The sequence below is a fragment of the Subtercola lobariae genome (assembly GCF_014640255.1).
Taxonomy (GTDB): Bacteria; Actinomycetota; Actinomycetes; order Actinomycetales; family Microbacteriaceae; genus Subtercola; species Subtercola lobariae.
Genome location: NZ_BMGP01000007.1, coordinates 14,289 through 30,352 on the forward strand (window position 1 = coordinate 14,289; position 16,064 = coordinate 30,352).

Genomic DNA, 16,064 nt, shown 5'->3' on the forward strand with positions numbered 1-16,064 from the left:
GCCTCTGGGCCCACGCCGGCTGGAGGCTCCGCGCGCCGCTTGCGGCGGGTGGAGTAGCCGGTGGGGACGGCGCACTGCTGGCAGAGGTTTGTGCGCGGGGGTAGTTGCGCCGGGTCTCGTCGAACGCGACGAGCGCGGTCGCCGCGTTCAGCTGATCCCGTTGTGCGCGGGACGTTAGCGGCGGCGGGCGGATAGGAGGGATTCTAGGTCGGTTGCTAGGGCGCGGTCGTCGAGGGGGTCGCCGCCGGTGGTGACGAGGTGGTAGTCGCGCACCACGATGCGGCCCGCCACGATGACGTGCTTGGGGCGGCGACCGGGGTTCGCCCAGAGCAGGCCCGCCACGGGGTCTGCCACGGCGGCATCGGCCACGCCTGAGACGTCCCAGACGCAGACGTCGGCCGCGTCGCCGAGCGCGAGCGAGCCGAGTTCGGGGCGACCGAGGCCGAGAGCCGACCCCTTTGTGGCCATGCCGAGAATGTGGCGAGCGGCGATCGGCGGCCCGACCAACGGTGCGATCTGCATGGCGAGGCGAGCGTCGGCGAGCAGGTGGCCGGCGTCGTTGCTGCCGCCGCCGCTGGTGCCGAGGCCCATCGATATACCTGCAGCAGTAAGCGCTGCGACGGGAGCGATGCCCCAGCCCATCGGCAAGTCGCACGCAGGCGCGTGTGTGCCCGTCACGCCGGCAGCCGCGAGGCGCGAAATCTCGTCGTCGGTGACCGCACAGAGGTGCGCGAGTGTCACGTCGGGGGCGAGCCAGCCCCACTCGTCGAGCAGGTCGATGGGGCGACGGCCGTATTTGTCGAGTGCAATCGCCACGTCGACCTGCTCGTTGGCCTGAGTGCGTCGCCGCAGACCATACTTCGCCGCGAGCTCACCGAAAAGCGCGAAGGTCTTGCGGCTGTCGCTGTGCACGCCGGCCGGGCCTATAGCGACCTGCAGCATGCCGTCTGAGCGGATGCCCTGCAGTGCGTTCGGCACCAGAGCGTTCATGATGCTCTCCGCCGACGCCGCGGCTGCCTCGGCATCGTCACGCGCAGATCCGCGCACGAAAACGAGTCGCGCGCCGAGTTCTATTGCAGCAGTCGCGGTGGCGGTCGCGATGGCCACGGTTTCGGCTGTCGACGCACCGGCCGGCCAGTTCAGATGGTGGTCGGCCACGGTCGTGACCCCTGAGAGCAGGCCCTCAGCGACGCCGACCCTGGCAGATGCGTAGGCCAGCTCTGGATCTATGCCCACGGCGGCATATGCCGCGGCCATGGTCGGCAGCCACGTCGCCATGGCGACTCCGCGCGTGCCGGGCAGGGTGCGAAAGGCGCTCTGCAGGAGGTGGTGGTGTGCGTTCACGAGGCCGGGGGTGACCACGCAGCCGCTTGCATCGAGCACGGCTGGCTCATCTCGCGCTGCGCCGGTGGAAGAGCCGCCGTGGTTCGGCCTGCTCGGCTCGACAACGACTCCCTGGTCGAGAAACAGGTCACCCGACGATTCTGTGGTTTCGTCGATGAACGTGGCGACGGCGTTGCGGATGGTCAGCATGAGAGAGTTCTAACACGCAAATGTGTCAAGCTCGTGTCAGGAGGAGTGGATGCTCGAACTAGCGGCTGAGCTATTGCAGCGTCTTGACTCCGGCCACAGCGTTGCCGTTGCAACCGTGACGCGCATCAACGGCAGTGCTCCCCGAACGCTCGGAACCGCGATGGCCCTCGACGACGAGGGCGCGGTGATCGGCAGCATTTCGGGCGGCTGCGTCGAAGGCGCGGTGTACGAGGCGTGCCTCGAGGTTCTGCACACCGGTGTCGCCGTACGGCACGAGTTCGGCTACTCAGACGACGATGCATTCGCCGTGGGGCTCGCCTGCGGCGGTCGAATCGACGTGGTGGTACAGCGCATCGTACCCGGCGAGCGGTGGCACGACTGCGTACTTCGGGCCGAGTTCGTAGCGGCGGCTGCCGGGCAGCCGGCGGGCGTGGTGCTGGTGGTGGGTGCGCGGGCATTCGGCTCGATACTCGCCGCGGGTGCCGACTCTGTCGGTGGCGTTTTCACGCGTGGTGGGCCTGCGGATGGCGAGCGTACGGCCTTCGAACTCGCCGAATCGAGTCACAGAGACGAGCTGGGCGAGGAGATCACGCTTGGCACGGAGAGCGTTCGGCGAATTCAAGGGGAGTTGGCAGGGCGTGTTGCTGCCGGAAAAGGAGCGCTCACCGAGGTCGACTGCGAAGATGGGCCCGTGCAGGCGCTGTTCGTGGTGTCGGCCGCGGCGCCGCGCATGATCATTTTCGGCGCGGTCGATTTTTCGGGCGCGCTCGCCAGCGCGGCTGCCCTGCTGGGCTACCGGGTGACGATCTGCGACGCTCGGCCGGTGTTTGCTACAGCTCAGCGGTTTCCCGCAGCCGACGAGGTGGTGGTGGAGTGGCCATCCACCTATCTCGCACGCACCGAGGTCGACGCGCGCACCGTGGTGTGTGTGCTCACGCACGACGACAAGTTCGACGTTCCGTTGCTCGAGGTCGCCTTGAACCTGCCCGTGGCGTACGTCGGAGCGATGGGTTCCCGTCGAACGCACGCTCGGCGGCTCGCAGCTCTGCGGCAGACTGTCGCCCCCGAGGCACTTTCGCGGCTGCACTCGCCGATCGGTCTCGACATCGGGGCGAGCACTCCTGAAGAAACCGCGGTCTCGATTCTGGCTGAGGTGCTTGCCGTGCGAAATGCTGCTTCGGCGGCACTGCTGACGAACACGAGCGGGCCGATTCACCGCCCGTTGCGCGAGCACTCCCCGGTACATGCCGACAGGGGCATATAGTCTCGGTGTTGGCGCACGCGTGCACTGGCGCTGGCGCGCTGGCGCGCTGGCGCGGGGGCTCGCCGGCTCGAGGATTTGACTGCCGGGTAGATCTGACTAGTCGGCCGGCTCGATTCGGGCTGGTACATGCGTCGTTTCGGCGGGCTGGAGGAGGCGCCAGATACGGTCGCGCGAGAGCGGCAATTCGTATGGGCGCACTCCGATTGCCCGTCTAATGGCGTTAGCGAGCGCCGCGGCCACCGGGTTGAAGGGTGACTCGCTCATCGACTTGGCGCCATAGGGGCCGAGGTCGTCGGCGGTGTCGGTGAAGAAGATCTCCGTGGGTGGCACGTCGGCCATCTGCGGCAGATGGTAGCTGCGCAGCACGGAGGTGGTGACTTCGCCGGTGTCAGAGACGATGATCTCTTCGTACATCGAGGTTCCGATGCCTTGAGCAACTCCGCCCTCGATCTGCCCGCGGCACTGTTCGGGATTCATCACGAAGCCGGCGTCGGCGGCCTGAATCGATTGCAGAATGCGCACTTCACCGGTGTCGGTGTTCACCGCCACCCGGAACGCCTGAACGTTGAAGGCGATCGAGCGGTGGTCGCCGGCGTGCGTGCCTTCGGCCGTGATGCCGTCAGCCACGGGCCGGGCGAAAGCGGCGCCCTCGACCGTTTCGATGACGGTGACGTCGGTGAGTTCGGGGTCGGCGGCGAGCTCGGTGTTGGCGAGGGCGGCGTGGGCGGGGGCGACGGATGCTCCTGCCGCTGCCACCTCGGTGAGGGCAACGAAGAGGGTTCCGGCGCGAAGGCCGGTGGGCTCGAGCATCCACTCGCCTGCGGCGACGCCGGTGAGAGCAGCAGCTGCTTCGGCGAGCTTCAGCGCCAGTGCCGTGGCGGCGGCGTAGACCGCGCGGCCGGCGACGACGGTTCCGGCCGAGCCGAAAGCGCCAGTGTCGTAAGGCACGACGTCAGTGTCTGACTGGTGGATGCGCAACAGCTCGGGCGATGTGCCGAGCGCTTCGGCGGCGATCTGCGAGTGCACGGTTGTAGTTCCGTTGCCGAATTCGGCGGTGCCCACGTTCAGGGTGTAGCTGCCGTCGAGGCCGAGGGTGACGGAGGCGTCGGCGAAGTGGCCGCGCGGGGGAATGGTGGCGATCATGGCGGCGGCGACGCCCTCGCCGACCTTCCATTCGGGCCCGGTGGGAGCCAGAACTCCGTTACCGCGAACCAGCGCGCTTTGCGCCAGATCGAAGCACTGATCGAGGCCGTAGCTGCCGGCGAACGAGAGGTCTGACCCTTCGACGTGGGTCACGACGAGGGGGTCGTCGGCGCGAACCGCGTTGATGCGCCGCAGCTCGAAGGGGTCGATGCCGAGGCGCAGGGCCAGATCATCCATCGCCGATTCGACGGCGAAGATCACCTGGCCGAGCCCGTAGCCGCGAAACGCGCCCGAGGGCATGTTGTTCGTGTAGACGCACTCGGCGTTGACCCGCTTGTTGGGCGAGTTGTAGATGCTGATCGACTCACCGCAGGCGTGGAACATCGTGCCGGGGCCGTGGTTTCCGTAGGCGCCGGTGTCAGAGAGCACGGTGAGGTCGAGGGCGGTGAGGCGGCCGTCGGAGGTGGCGCCGAGGGTGACGGTGGTGGTCATGGGGTGGCGGCACGGCACCACGGTGAGTTCGTCGGTGCGGGTCATTTCGTACTGCACCGGGCGACCCGTCTTGAGAACCGCCAGCGCGACCACGTCTTCGGTCTGAATCTCTTGTTTGCCGCCGAAACCGCCGCCGACGCGTGCCGAGTACACCCGGATGCGTTCGGGGTCGAGGTCGAGCACGCGCGAGAGTTCCTTGCGCACCAGAAACGGCACCTGCGAGCTCGTGCGGAGAATGAGGCGGCCGTCGTCGTCGATCCAGCCGATGGTGCCGTGCGTTTCGAGTGCGTTGGCCGAGATGCGTTGCGTCTGCCAGGTTCCGGTGACCGTGACGTCTGCAGCTGCCAGGCCGTCGGCGATGCTGCCGTACTCTCCGCGCATTTCGGCGACGAGGTTGGTGGCCGGGTTCGCGATTCTCGAAGTGGTGGCGTTTTTGTCGGCGTGAAGCGGCAGGATGCCCGGCGCTTGCGCCTTGGCCGGGTCGAAGTTGGCCGGCAGAACGTCGTACTGCACGTCGAGCAGGCGGCAGGCTTCTTCGGCGATCGCCATCGATTCGGCGACGACGAAGGCGACGCGCTGCCCGGTGAAGCGCACGACGTCATCGAGAATCAGAGTGTCGTCGGGGTCGTCGGTGCGATTCTCGTGGCGGGCGGTTGAGAAGAGAGTTTTCGGCACGTCTGTGTGCGTGAACACGGCAGCGACGCCGGGGAGAGCTTCGGCGGCCGCGGTGTCGATGGAGACGATGCGGGCGTGTGCGTGAGGGCTCCGCAGCACGACGAGGTGCAGCAGACCCGGCACGGCGATGTCGAGCGTGTACGGTTCGCGCCCGCTCACGATGCGGGCGCCGGCGGGGGCCTTCTGCGAGCGGCCGACCGAGCGGATGCCCGTGCTGGTGGGCAACGGGCGCTCGAGTACGGCGGTGCCGCCGTGGGCGTGAGTGTGGGAGTGGCCCGGGGCGCCCCCGCCGCGTCGATCGGTGCCCGGGGCGTTCTCGGTGCTGCCGCGCTGGCCGGTGTCAGATCTGGAGTCTGGGCCGTTGTCAGGGTTGGCGTCGGAACTTACGTCATCGGGCAGGCTCGTCGCCACCACGTTCGTCGTGCCTGCGAGGGCGTCTCGCACGGAACGGTAGCCCGTGCAGCGGCAGAGGTTTCCTTTGAGCATGCGCGGCAGATCATCCACGTCGTGCCCGACAAGAGTGGAAGCAGTGACCACCATGCCGGCGGTGCAGAAGCCGCACTGAAAGCCGGCGGCGTCGACGAAGTGCTGCTGCACGGGGCTGAGGTTCTCGGGGGTGCCGAGGCCGGCGACCGTGGTGACCTCGCGGCCCTCGGCGCGGTAGGCGGGGAAGACGCAGGAGTGCACGGGGGTTTCGTCGACGAGAACCGAGCAGGCGCCGCAGTCGCCGGTGTCGCAACCCTTTTTGACCTCGAAGTGCTCGTGGTCGCGTAGGAAGGTACGCAGCACTTGGCCGGCTCGCGGGGTTGCCTCGAGGGGGGAGCCGTTGACGGTGAAGGTCATGATGCGAGCTCGTTTCGAATTTCGGCGGCGAGAACGGTGCTCACCGTGCGGCGCCAGTCGGCGGCGCCGTGCGGGTCGGTGAACCACTCGTCGATGGCGAGCACGTCGTCGTGCAGGGCTTCGTCGGTGGGTAGTTCGGGGTAGCGCAGCTGCACGGGCCGCACGGTTCCTGCGGTGACGGTCAGTACAAAGGCGCCGTCGGGCGCGAGCCGGCCGAGCAGCACCAGCCCCGAGCGGCCGAGGGGAGAGAGGGCAATCTTGCGCGTTGCTACCCGCGACTCGAGGGAGCCCTGAGGAATGGTGATCGATCGCAGTACATCGCCGGGGTGAAGCGCGTTCGACTTGTTGCCCGTGACGAAGTCGGCCACGGGCATCCGTTCGTCGGAGCCGTCGGCGCGCCAGATGAGTGCGACTCCCTCGAGCGCGGAGGTGAGTGAGGTCATGGGGCCGGCGGGAAGCGAGGCGCAGATGTTGCCGCCGACGGTGGCGACGTTCCAGACCTTGAACGAGCCGAGAAGGTAGGTGCAGCACTCGTAGAAGGCGTGGTGGGCCTGCCAGCCGGGCTGGTTCTGGAGCTTGGAGAGCTCGACGAGAGTGCAGGTCGCCGCGATCTCGAGGCCGTCGTCGGTGACGGTGAGCGAGGGCCAGCCGAAGGTCATCAGGTCGACGAGGCCGGTGAGGTGATGCTGCGGTTCGCCGTAGAGCGCGGAGCCGCCGGCGAAGGGTGCCACCGTGGGGCTGAGGGCTGCGAGATCGCTGCGGTTGTGAGCGAGCGTGACGCTGGCGACGGTGTTCAGATCCACGGTGCCAGTGAACACCATGAACGTGTCGATCGTGTAACGCGGCGCGAGCGGGGCCCTGGGTGTTCAGCGTGAGGTTCGCCGCGGCGGTGTGCGAGCGGGCTGAGGTCGCTCGACGGTGTGCTGGCGGCTGAGGTCGCGACGATGTGCCAGCGGCTGAGGTCGCTCGACGGTGTGCCAGCGGCTGAGGTCGCTGCGACAGTATGGAGGCCGCTACGCCGACCTCAGTTAGGGCGTAAGTGACTCACCGCGTCGGGGTCGGCGTCGGCAACGGCCTCGGCGTCCGCGCCCGCGCCCCCGCGCGCGCCGGTACGGTATCGGCCGGGTGCGCGGCGCGGGAGGGGTCAAACCACGCCCAAGGACGTGGCTTCGAAGGGCCTAGTGAGCCTGCTACGTCGTTTTGAGGCCGGTGCAATGGCCTCGAAACGACGTAATGGGCTCACCCGAGGGTGTGGCCGCGATTCTGCGGCGGCCACTCGGACGCTCGGACGCTCGGCCGCTCGGGCGCTCGGCCGCTCGCCGAACGGCGGGGCGCCGCGATCAGCCCGCGCCGACCCATTCGGTGGTGCCGTCGGTGAACCACTGCTCTTTCCAGATCGGAACGCGCGACTTCACGGCATCGACGAGCTCGGCGCACGCGGCGAAGGCCTGAGCGCGGTGAGCGGATGCCACGGCGGCGGCCAGCGCGATGTCGCCCACGCCCAGCTCGCCGACCCGATGCGCCACCGCGATTCGAGTGCCGGGGTGCGCAGTTGCCACGTCGTCGGCGACCTGACGCATGACCTCGTCGGCGGTCGGATGCCCGGAATAACTCAAGCGCAGAACACCGCGCCCGTGGTCGTGGTTGCGCACCACTCCGCTGAACGTCACCACGGCGCCGGCTTCGTCTGAGCTGACGTTGTCGACGCACCACTCGACCGTGATGGGCTGGTCGCTCACGTACGCGAACGCAATCTCGGCGGGGGCGCTGGCGTCGTCGGCGTCGAAGTGCCCGACTATTCCCCGCAGAGTACCGGCGTCTTCTGACGCGGCGGCGTCGAGAGGTTCGTCAGCGGGCATGGTCTCCACCCTTCAGCTGGTCGAGCATGTGGTCGAGCACCTCGTCGAGCAGCCCGAGGCCGTCTTTCACGCCGCCAGACGAACCGGGCAGATTCACCACGATCGTCGATCCGGCCACGCCCGCGACACCGCGCGAAAGCAGAGCGTTGGCGACCTTGAGTGAGCCACGCCGACGCAGCTCTTCGGCGAAGCCCGGAATCTCGAAATCGAGCAGTGCACTCGTCTGGTCGGGGGTGCGGTCGCCGGGGTGGATGCCCGTTCCGCCGCTCGTGATGACGAGATCGGGCCCGGCGGCGATCAACGCGCTGAGCGCGGTGGTCACCCCGGGGCCGTCGGACTCGACGAGGTGGGCCGTGACCGAGCATCCGCGGGCCGTGAGCCACTCGGCGATGCGCGGACCGGTCAGGTCGGCGTAGACGCCCGCCGCGGCCCGGGTCGAGACGATGAGGATGGCGGCTGTGGGGCCGGCGGCGTCTGGCGCGCTGGTGGCGCCGGCGGTGCCAGTGGTGGTGGGGCTGTTCTGCGCGGTGCCGGTCGCGGCGGGCTGCGCGGTGCTGGTGCCGATGGGCTGCGCGGTGCTGGTGGGCTGCGCGGTGCCGGTGGGCTGCGCGGTGCTGGCGGGCTGCGCGGTGCCGGTGTCGGCGGGCTTCGCGGTACCGGTTGCGACGGGCTGCGCCGTGCCGGTCGCGGCGGGCTTCGCGGTGCCGGCGGCGCCGGTGATGCCGGCGGTAGCAGTGGTGCCGGTGCCGGTGCCGGTCGCGGTGGGGTACGCGGTGCCGGTGCCGGTCGCAGTGGTGGGGTCTGGATGCTCGGTCACTCGTGCACCCAATCGCCACTCTTGCCGCCGGTTTTGGCGAGCACGCGGAGGTCGGTGATCTGGGCGTGCTTGTCTACGGCCTTGATCATGTCGTAGAGGGTCAGGGCGGCGATCGAGGCAGCCGTGAGAGCCTCCATCTCGACACCGGTGACGCCCGTGGTCTTGACGCTCGTTTCGATGATGACGCGGTCGTCGCGGGTGTCGAAGTCGACGGTGGCTCCGGAGAGCGGCAGGGGGTGGCAGAGCGGAATCAGGGCCGAGGTTTGTTTTGCGCCCATGATTCCGGCGATGCGGGCAGTGGCGAGCGCTTCGCCCTTGGGCAGGTTGCCTGCGACCAACAACGCGATCACGTCGGGGCGCGTGATGAGGGTGGCGGTGGCGCGCGCGGTTCGTTTCGTGATGGGTTTGTCGGTGACGTCGACCATGAGCACGGCGCCATCGGGGCGTTCGTGGGTGAGGTGGGCGGCTGCCGGGGGCGCGGCGTGCGCTGCGTGGTGTGGCGTGGGGGTGGTCGGTGTGATCGGTTTGGCTGGGTCGGGGGTCGCTGCCGTGGCGAAATCGCGCGCGGCGAGCGGTGAAGGTGCGGGTGCAGGAGCAGGAGCAGGAGCAGGAGCAGGAGCAGGTGCAGGTGCAGGTGCAGGTGCAGGTGCAGGTGCAGGTGCAGGAGCAGGAGCGGGTGCAGGTGCGGGTGCAGACGCGGGTGCGGGTGCAGGCGCCGGCGCAGGCGCAGATTCGGGATGCTCGGGCGTGTCAGTCATCGATTCTCCAGACCATGACGGGGTCGCCGGCGTCGAGATGCTCGACATCGGCCGGAATGTGCACGAGAGCGTTCGATGACGCGTAGGAGTGCAGCAGATGTGAACTCGGGCCGCCGATGAGCGCCACGGTGCCGTCGTCGCCGACGAATCCGCGGCGCACTTGATAAGTGCCGCTCGGCGAGTCGGCCGCGCTCGCAATCATGGCTACCTCGCGAATGCGGTCGTTCGGTTCGAGCAAGGCGAGCTTGCGCAGGGCGTGGCGCACGAACATCTCGAACGAGACGAGTGCGCTGACGGGGTTGCCGGGAAGGCAGAGCACGGGCAGGGTGGTGGTCGCCCCGAGCTCGGTTCGAGCATCCGGAGCCGGCGTTTCTGTCGGAGTCGAAAGCGACGGGGTAGCGGGCGAAATCGCGGCGGTTGCCTCGGAGGGTGGTGCGGCATCCGGAGCGGGCGTTTCTGTCGGAGTCGAAAGCGACGGGGTAGCGGGCGAAATCGCGGCGGTTGCCTCGGAGGGTGGTGCGGCATCCGGAGCCGACGTTTTTGTCGGAGTCGAAAGCGACGGGGTAGCGGGCGCAATCGTGGTGGTTGCCTCGGAGGGCGGTGCGGCATCCGGAGTCGACGTGAATGCGGGCCGAGACGCGGTCGGGGTCGCGGGTGACAGCGGGATGGTCGCCACTCCGAGACCCTGGGGGCCGCCGGGCTGCATTGCGACTTTGACGAAGTCGACTCCGAGCGGGCCCAGGGCGTCACGAACCACTTCGCGGGCGCCGGCGCTGACTCCGCCGATCGTGATGATGAGGTCGACCTCGGCCGCGTGGGCGCTCAGGATGCTCAGCAGCGCGTCTGCGTCATCAGACCTGCACGGAACCGCCGTGACCTCGCACCCCGCGTCGACCAAGGCGAGGCTCAGCGAGATGCTGTTCGAGTCGAAGATCTGGCCGGCGGCGAGGGTCGTGCCGGCGTCACGAATTTCGTGTCCGGTTGAAACGAGCAGCACACGGATGCGCCGCAGCACATCGACCTCGGTGAGGCCGGTGCCGGTGATGACTCCGAGCTGGGCGGGGCCGAGCACGCTGCCGGCGGTGAGCAGAACGTCGCCCGTGCTGACGTCGCTGCCGGCGCGGCGGATGAACGTGCCGGGCGTCACGGGTTCGATGAACGAGACCGTGGGGGTGCCGGGCGCGTCGGCTCGGGGGTCGCTTTCGCCTTCGTCGGTGTTGCCGGGCGCGGCGGGCTGGAAGTGCGGCGGCAGAGCCTGCTCGATGGGCACGATGGCGTCTGCGCCGGGCGGAACAGGCGCGCCGGTCATGATCGGCGCCGCGGTGCCGGGCAGCAGCGTGGTCGCTCCGTCGCCCGCGGCGATCTGGTCAGCGATGGTCACACGTACGGGATCATCGGGCGAGGCCGTCACGAGATCGAACCAGGAGACGGCATAACCGTCCATCTGCGAGTTGTCGAAGGTAGGGAGGTCGGCGGGTGCGAGCAGGTGGTCGGCGAGAATACGCCCGCGGTATTCGGTGGGGTTCGCCAGCAGCGCCGCCGCGGAGATGGGCAGCGGCTCGCTTACACGGTTCGCGGCGAGGGGGGCGAGGAGGGCATCCACCGCGTCTTTGTGTTCGGTTACGCTGCGCCTGGTCACACGACCATCCTGCCTCACTCGGCGGTGAAGGTGGCGCGGGCGGCGGGCGATTGGCTGTGCATTCTTTCGCCGGGGGGGGCGAGCACCCGCCCGGGCACTCGTAGGCTTAGGTCATGACGGTGATGCTCGGGGTTCCGCAGGTGCGAGGCGCAGTGGGCGATTCCACCGGCGCTGCGGCGACGCAAACGAGCCGGCCGTCGAACAGCCGCGCACCGGGCCTGCTCGACTCCTACGGTCGCGTGGCTTCTGACCTCAGAATCTCGTTGACTGACAAGTGCAACCTGCGCTGCACCTACTGCATGCCAGCCGAAGGCCTGCCGTTTCTGCCCACATCGAAGCTGATGCAGCGCGACGAGATCGTTCGCCTCGCCAGGCTCGCCACCGAGCAGCTCGGCGTGCGGCAGGTGCGCTTCACGGGCGGTGAGCCGTTGTTGCGCAAAGACTTGGTCGAGATCATCCGTGACGTTGCGGCTCTGGATGCCCGCCCCGAGATTTCGCTGACGACCAACGCCATCGGGCTGTCGGGCCGTGCTGCCGCGCTCGCCGAGGCGGGCCTCGACCGCGTGAACGTGTCTCTCGATTCGATCTGCCCCGAGACCTTCGCCATCATTACGCGTCGGCCGTTTCTCGAGCGGGTACTGAAGGGCATCGATGCGCTCGGCGCTGCGGGAATCGGGCACACGAAGATCAACGCCGTGCTGATTCCGAAAATCAACGACACTCAGGGCCCCGAATTGCTCGAATGGGCGCTCGCCGGGGGCCATCAGCTGAGGTTCATCGAGCAGATGCCGCTCGACGCCGATCACATCTGGAACCGTGACGCGATGATCACGGCCGCCGAGATTCGTCGTCGGCTCTCTGTGCGGTTCGATCTGACTGCCGATGAGGCGCCGCGCGACGGCGCGCCGGCCGAGCTGTATCAGGTGCGGTTGCGGGGAGCTGACCCGACGTCTGGGTCGCTCGGAACAGTCGGCATCATCGCGTCTGTGACGGAGGCGTTCTGCGACGACTGCCGCCGCACGCGGCTCACGGCCGAGGGCGCGGTTCGGAGCTGCCTCTTTTCGCACACCGAGACCGATCTGCTCGCCCCGATGCGTGCGGGCGCGAGCGACGCCGAGGTGGCCGATTTGTGGCGCGGGGCGATGTGGGCGAAGCCGTCGGGGCACGGAATGAGCCTCGACGGGTTTCAGCAGCCCGATCGGCCGATGAGTGCGATCGGTGGCTGAGGTTTTGGGTGCGGCTGGCGTCGCCGACGCGGCTGGCCTTGCCGACGCGGCTGGCCTTGTCGACGCGGCTGGCGTCGCCGACGCGGCCGGCCTTGCCGACGCGACGGCCGCGGTGCCGGGTGCCGAGAAAGCGGCCGCCGCGGAAGGCGCGGTGGCTGCGGTGGGTGCATTGGCTGTAGAGCAAGCGGTCGCATCTCACGAGCGCGCGCAAACGCGGGTGCGGGTTCGGGTGCGCTACTTCGCTGCGGCAAAGGCTGCCGCAGGGGTGGGCGAAGAGGTTCGCGAGGTGGCCGACGGATGCCCGATCAGCAGCCTGCTCGCTGAGGCCGGTTTCGGCGCGGTACCCGTCTTCGGGCGCAGCACGTTCATCGTGAACGGGGTCGCGACGGGCGACCGCGAGCATCCACTGCACAACGGAGACGAGCTCGACGTGTTGCCCCCCTTCGCCGGAGGCTGAACCCCGCAACACTGCTCGCGCTCGAACGAGCTACGCAGTCGGGTGGGAGCGCACGCGGGTGACCCGCCCCGAGTCGTTGCTGTGGATCGGGGAGCGATCTGATCCGGTCAGTACCGAGGCTGGGAGGGGTCTACCTCGGTGGCCCAGGCGTCGATTCCGCCCTCGACGAAGGTGACGTTGCTCCAGCCGGCCTGCAGCAGAACTTCGCGGGCGTGGCGGGAGCGCCCGTCGTGGTGGCAGTGCACGATGACGGTTTCGTCGCGCGGCATGATTTCTTGCGCGGCGTCAGACAGTATCGACGAGAGTGGCACGAGCGCTGAGCCCGGAATGGCGACGAGTTCGCGCTCCCAGGGTTCGCGCACGTCGACGAGCACGAAGTCGTCGGTGCCCTGCTCGCGGGCGGCGAGGCGCGCGGCGAGTTCGGGCGCGGTGAGGGAGGGCGCGGCGGGTGCGGGCGCGGGCGTGGGTGCGGGTGTTGCGGCGGATTCGTCGGTCATGGGGGCTCTTCTTTCGGTGAACTCGGGAGGGGAGGTGCGGGGTGAAGCAGGGGAGCGCTGAAACTCGACAGTCGTGTAGCTGCTGTCTAGAGCATCCACGACCAGAATGCGGCCGAGGAGCAGGTCGCCGAAGCCGACGATGAGTTTCATCGCCTCGGTTGCCATGGCGGCGCCGACGGTGGCGCAAAGCGGCCCGAGCACGCCGGCGATGGCGCATGACTCGACGTCGTCGTCGTTCGGCGGGGTGGGAAAGACGTCGCGCAGGGTGGGGCCGCGGCGGGCGGCGATGGGCTCGGCGTGGGCCGCGGTGGCGCCTGACCCGGTGGCGCCCGCCACGGTGGCGGCAGGCTCGGCAGGCTCGATGGGCTCGGCGTGGGTGGCGCTGGCTCCTGACCCGGCGGCGCCCGTCACGACGGCGGCAGGCTCGGACGGCGTGGCGGCCTCGGCCTGCCAGAACACCGAGACCTGCCCGTCGAAGCGCAGCACCGAGCCCCAGACGTAGGGCATCCCGAGCAGCGCCGCGGTGTCGTTCGCGAGGTAGCGGGCGTCGAAGTTGTCGGTTCCGTCGATGACCAGGTCGTACGCCGAGAGAAGCCGCGCCGCGTTGCGGCCGGTCAGACGTGTTTCATGCACCTCGACGTTCACCAGCGGGTTCAGGCGCCGGATGCTCGCTGCCGCCGACTGCGCTTTCGAAGTGCCCACGGCGGCTGTCGTATGAACGGTCTGGCGCTGCAGATTCGACACATCGATGGTGTCATCGTCGACAACTCCGATCGTTCCGACTCCCGCGCCGGCGAGATACAGCAGCACGGGGGATCCGAGCCCCCCAGCGCCCAGCACGAGCACGCGCGCGTTCTTCAGCCGGCGCTGGCCCTCGAGCCCGATCTGTGGCAGCCGAATCTGCCGCGAGTACCGCTCGAGCTCTACTGGATCGAGTTCAGGCCCGGCAGCAACAAGCGGTCTTCGGGCCATGCCTCAAGCGTACGCGCCCGCGCGCCCCTGCCTCCCCGCGCCCCCTGCCGCCGCGCCCGCTCCGCCGCGCCCGCCCCTGCCTCGCCCCGCGCCTCCGCCGCCGCGCCCGCCCGCGCCGCCCGCGCTCACCGCCGATTGACGCAAAAGCGCGCTAAGTGAGGCGGAAGGGTGCCTATTCGTCAAACCGGTGCGGGCGCAGGTGGCGCGCGGGTGCGGGTGCGGGCGGAGGTGGCGAATCCGCGGGTGCGCGTGCGGGTGCGGGTGTGGGTGGCGGCGGCCTGGGGTGGCACCGCGACAGCGTCAGAGCCGCGCGCCGCGTCAGAGCGCGCCAGCCACCTGCGTCGCCAGGGCCGTGAGCTTCTGCTGTGTGGCCGCCGCGTCGAGCGTATTTCCGTTGCCCTTGGTGAAGACGCTCTGCACCGTGATCACCGTGTCGCCCGTGGCGAACGACAGCGCGTCGGTCGTCGCGCTGTAGAACGCCGTGTCGCCGATGCCCGGCACGTCGATGGCTCCCGGCGTGCCGTCTTTCGCGTAGCCGAACTTCGTGGCGTCTTGCAGGCTGACGGGAACGAAAATGTCGACCTCACCCGAACCGCCGAGCTTCGACGCGGTGACCTGCCACGTGCAGGTGGGGTTGACCTGAGACGCGTCGGTATCGGGGGATCCCGCGGCCACGGTACCCCCGAAGATCGCCTGAATCTCGGGTGCGGTTGCGAGGGTGCACGGGTCTGGCGTTCCACTGGCCGCTGCTGCTGCAGGGGTGGAACCGCCGCCTGCGTCGGCCGAGGAAGAGGCTGATGCCGAAGACGCCGAGCCCGCCACCGCCGCCGAGCCGGAGTTCGATGAGCCCGAACTGCAGGCCGAGCATCCGGCAATCACCAGACCGGCCGCCAGGGCCACAAGCAGTGTTCGATTCACGATGCCTCCTCGTTGTTTCGACAACATACGTTGCACTAGTCGCAACACTAGTGCGCATCAAGTGCAAGCAAAAGAGTCCGAAACAAGTCGCCGAGGAGTATCGTGAGGTCGTGCCACAGACCCTGCTGCGAGGCCTCCGCCTGCTCGAGATCGTTGATTTCGCGGGACCGCTGACCATTTCGCAGCTCGCCCGTGAACTCGAGGTCGACAAAGCGACCGCGTCGCGCATGGTTTCGGCGTGCGAGGCCGACGGTTGGGTGGTGCGCGACGAGGGCGGGCGTGTGCTGATCGGCCCGCGGTCGGCGCTGCTCGGGCAGGGAGCCGCCGCGGGGGTGTCGTTGCGGGTGGCTGAGCCGCTCATCCATGCCGTCTCGGGCGTCACAGGCATGCTGACTCAGGCCATCGCGCTGGTCGGCGGGGTGTGCGTGGTGCTCGCGTCGGCCGACCCTGTTGGGGCGAAGATTCCCTACGGGCTCACCACGAACTTTCCGCTCTGGCTGAGCGCGGCAGGTAAGACGGTTGCTGCGCAGCTGACTCCGGATGCTCGGCAGCGCTACCTGCCGCCCGACCCGCTGCCCGTGCCCGACGATGCCGTGTCGACCGTGGCTCCGTCTGCCGTTGTGCAGCAGTTTCGCGTCTCGCTCGGACTCGCTGCTAGCTCTGCCGGGTACGTGGTGGATCACTCGACCCGCGCCCGCGACCGCACCCACCTCGATGCGCAACTCGACGGCATCGCGCGCGACGGGGTGTACGTCGACCGGGCCGAACTCATGCCCGAAGTCTCATGCGTGGCCGTGCCATGGCCGCAGCCGGGCATGCCGGCCGCACTCGTCTGCATCGCCACGACGGCCGCGGTCGACCGCGACCGCGCCCTCATGGAGCGCGCCCTGCGGGCCGCGGCCGCCTCCGGCGCCACCCGCGACTCCGTCGTGGCGGCTGCCGCCGGGCGCTGACGCACCGCACCGCGCAGC

The 16,064-nt window shown here is 69.1% G+C and carries 13 protein-coding genes; 4 read left to right on the top strand and 9 right to left on the bottom strand.

Annotation, left to right across the window (positions count from 1 at the left end):
* Nucleotides 1-174: 174 nt before the first annotated feature.
* Complete coding sequence (locus IEX24_RS17100) at nt 175-1,533, bottom strand: amidohydrolase family protein (RefSeq protein WP_188680505.1); 1,359 nt, start codon at nt 1,531-1,533, stop codon at nt 175-177.
* 49 nt (nt 1,534-1,582) lie between these two features.
* On the opposite strand from IEX24_RS17100, the gene IEX24_RS17105 reads away from it, so the two are divergent.
* Nucleotides 1,583-2,797 (top strand): XdhC family protein, encoded by a 1,215-nt coding sequence (locus IEX24_RS17105; RefSeq protein ID WP_188680507.1) that lies wholly within the window; start codon nt 1,583-1,585, stop codon nt 2,795-2,797.
* Between the two features lie 96 nt (nt 2,798-2,893).
* On the opposite strand, the gene IEX24_RS17110 is transcribed toward IEX24_RS17105, so the two are convergent.
* The 6 genes from IEX24_RS17110 to IEX24_RS17135 all read right to left on the bottom strand — a co-directional run bounded on the left by IEX24_RS17110 (nt 2,894) and on the right by IEX24_RS17135 (nt 11,023).
* A complete protein-coding gene (locus IEX24_RS17110) occupies nt 2,894-5,950 on the bottom strand; it encodes a molybdopterin-dependent oxidoreductase (protein WP_188680509.1) in 3,057 nt (1,018 codons plus the stop codon).
* Nucleotides 5,947-6,753, bottom strand: a complete 807-nt coding sequence (locus IEX24_RS17115) for an FAD binding domain-containing protein (RefSeq protein WP_188680511.1) — start codon at nt 6,751-6,753, stop codon at nt 5,947-5,949. Before IEX24_RS17115 ends, IEX24_RS17110 begins: the two co-directional genes overlap by 4 nt.
* 537 nt (nt 6,754-7,290) lie before the next feature.
* Complete coding sequence (locus tag IEX24_RS17120) at nt 7,291-7,809, bottom strand: molybdenum cofactor biosynthesis protein MoaE (protein ID WP_188680514.1); 519 nt, start codon at nt 7,807-7,809, stop codon at nt 7,291-7,293.
* On the bottom strand, nt 7,799-8,626 hold the full coding sequence (locus IEX24_RS19700; protein WP_229715490.1) for a MogA/MoaB family molybdenum cofactor biosynthesis protein: 828 nt from the start codon (nt 8,624-8,626) through the stop codon (nt 7,799-7,801). The genes IEX24_RS17120 and IEX24_RS19700 overlap by 11 nt, the downstream gene beginning before the upstream one ends.
* Nucleotides 8,623-9,051: a cyclic pyranopterin monophosphate synthase MoaC gene (gene moaC / locus IEX24_RS19705; protein ID WP_229715524.1), complete on the bottom strand. Its 429-nt coding sequence runs from the start codon at nt 9,049-9,051 to the stop codon at nt 8,623-8,625. Before moaC ends, IEX24_RS19700 begins: the two co-directional genes overlap by 4 nt.
* A 325-nt stretch (nt 9,052-9,376) precedes the next feature.
* Nucleotides 9,377-11,023: a molybdopterin molybdotransferase MoeA gene (locus tag IEX24_RS17135; RefSeq protein WP_188680518.1), complete on the bottom strand. Its 1,647-nt coding sequence runs from the start codon at nt 11,021-11,023 to the stop codon at nt 9,377-9,379.
* Nucleotides 11,024-11,136: 113 nt separating this feature from the next.
* Here IEX24_RS17135 and moaA point away from each other — a divergent pair, with 113 nt between their 5' ends.
* Both moaA and IEX24_RS19955 read left to right on the top strand, forming a co-directional pair.
* A complete protein-coding gene (gene moaA / locus IEX24_RS17140) occupies nt 11,137-12,249 on the top strand; it encodes a GTP 3',8-cyclase MoaA (protein ID WP_188680520.1) in 1,113 nt (370 codons plus the stop codon).
* Nucleotides 12,242-12,706 (top strand): MoaD/ThiS family protein, encoded by a 465-nt coding sequence (locus tag IEX24_RS19955; RefSeq protein ID WP_307821488.1) that lies wholly within the window; start codon nt 12,242-12,244, stop codon nt 12,704-12,706. Before moaA ends, IEX24_RS19955 begins: the two co-directional genes overlap by 8 nt.
* Nucleotides 12,707-12,813: 107 nt before the next feature.
* Here the strand turns inward: IEX24_RS19955 and IEX24_RS17150 are convergent, their stop codons facing one another.
* On the bottom strand, nt 12,814-14,175 hold the full coding sequence (locus tag IEX24_RS17150) for a ThiF family adenylyltransferase (protein WP_188680523.1): 1,362 nt from the start codon (nt 14,173-14,175) through the stop codon (nt 12,814-12,816).
* A 318-nt stretch (nt 14,176-14,493) separates the two neighbouring features.
* Nucleotides 14,494-15,093, bottom strand: a complete 600-nt coding sequence (locus IEX24_RS17155; RefSeq protein ID WP_188680525.1) for a hypothetical protein — start codon at nt 15,091-15,093, stop codon at nt 14,494-14,496.
* Between the two features lie 110 nt (nt 15,094-15,203).
* Between IEX24_RS17155 and IEX24_RS17160 the strand changes: the two genes are divergently transcribed.
* Nucleotides 15,204-16,046 carry a MarR family transcriptional regulator gene (locus IEX24_RS17160; protein WP_188680532.1) on the top strand — a complete coding sequence of 281 codons (843 nt, stop codon included), beginning with the start codon at nt 15,204-15,206 and terminating at the stop codon, nt 16,044-16,046.
* The last annotated feature ends 18 nt before the right edge of the window (nt 16,047-16,064 follow it).

Coding starts and splice junctions, on each gene's coding strand:
- IEX24_RS17100 (WP_188680505.1), bottom strand. CDS start 1,533: ATGCTGACCATCCGCAACGCCGTCGCCACGTTCATCGACGAAACCACA.
- IEX24_RS17105 (WP_188680507.1), top strand. CDS start 1,583: ATGCTCGAACTAGCGGCTGAGCTATTGCAGCGTCTTGACTCCGGCCAC.
- IEX24_RS17110 (WP_188680509.1), bottom strand. CDS start 5,950: ATGACCTTCACCGTCAACGGCTCCCCCCTCGAGGCAACCCCGCGAGCC.
- IEX24_RS17120 (WP_188680514.1), bottom strand. CDS start 7,809: ATGCCCGCTGACGAACCTCTCGACGCCGCCGCGTCAGAAGACGCCGGT.
- moaC (WP_229715524.1), bottom strand. CDS start 9,051: ATGGTCGACGTCACCGACAAACCCATCACGAAACGAACCGCGCGCGCC.
- moaA (WP_188680520.1), top strand. CDS start 11,137: ATGACGGTGATGCTCGGGGTTCCGCAGGTGCGAGGCGCAGTGGGCGAT.
- IEX24_RS17150 (WP_188680523.1), bottom strand. CDS start 14,175: ATGGCCCGAAGACCGCTTGTTGCTGCCGGGCCTGAACTCGATCCAGTA.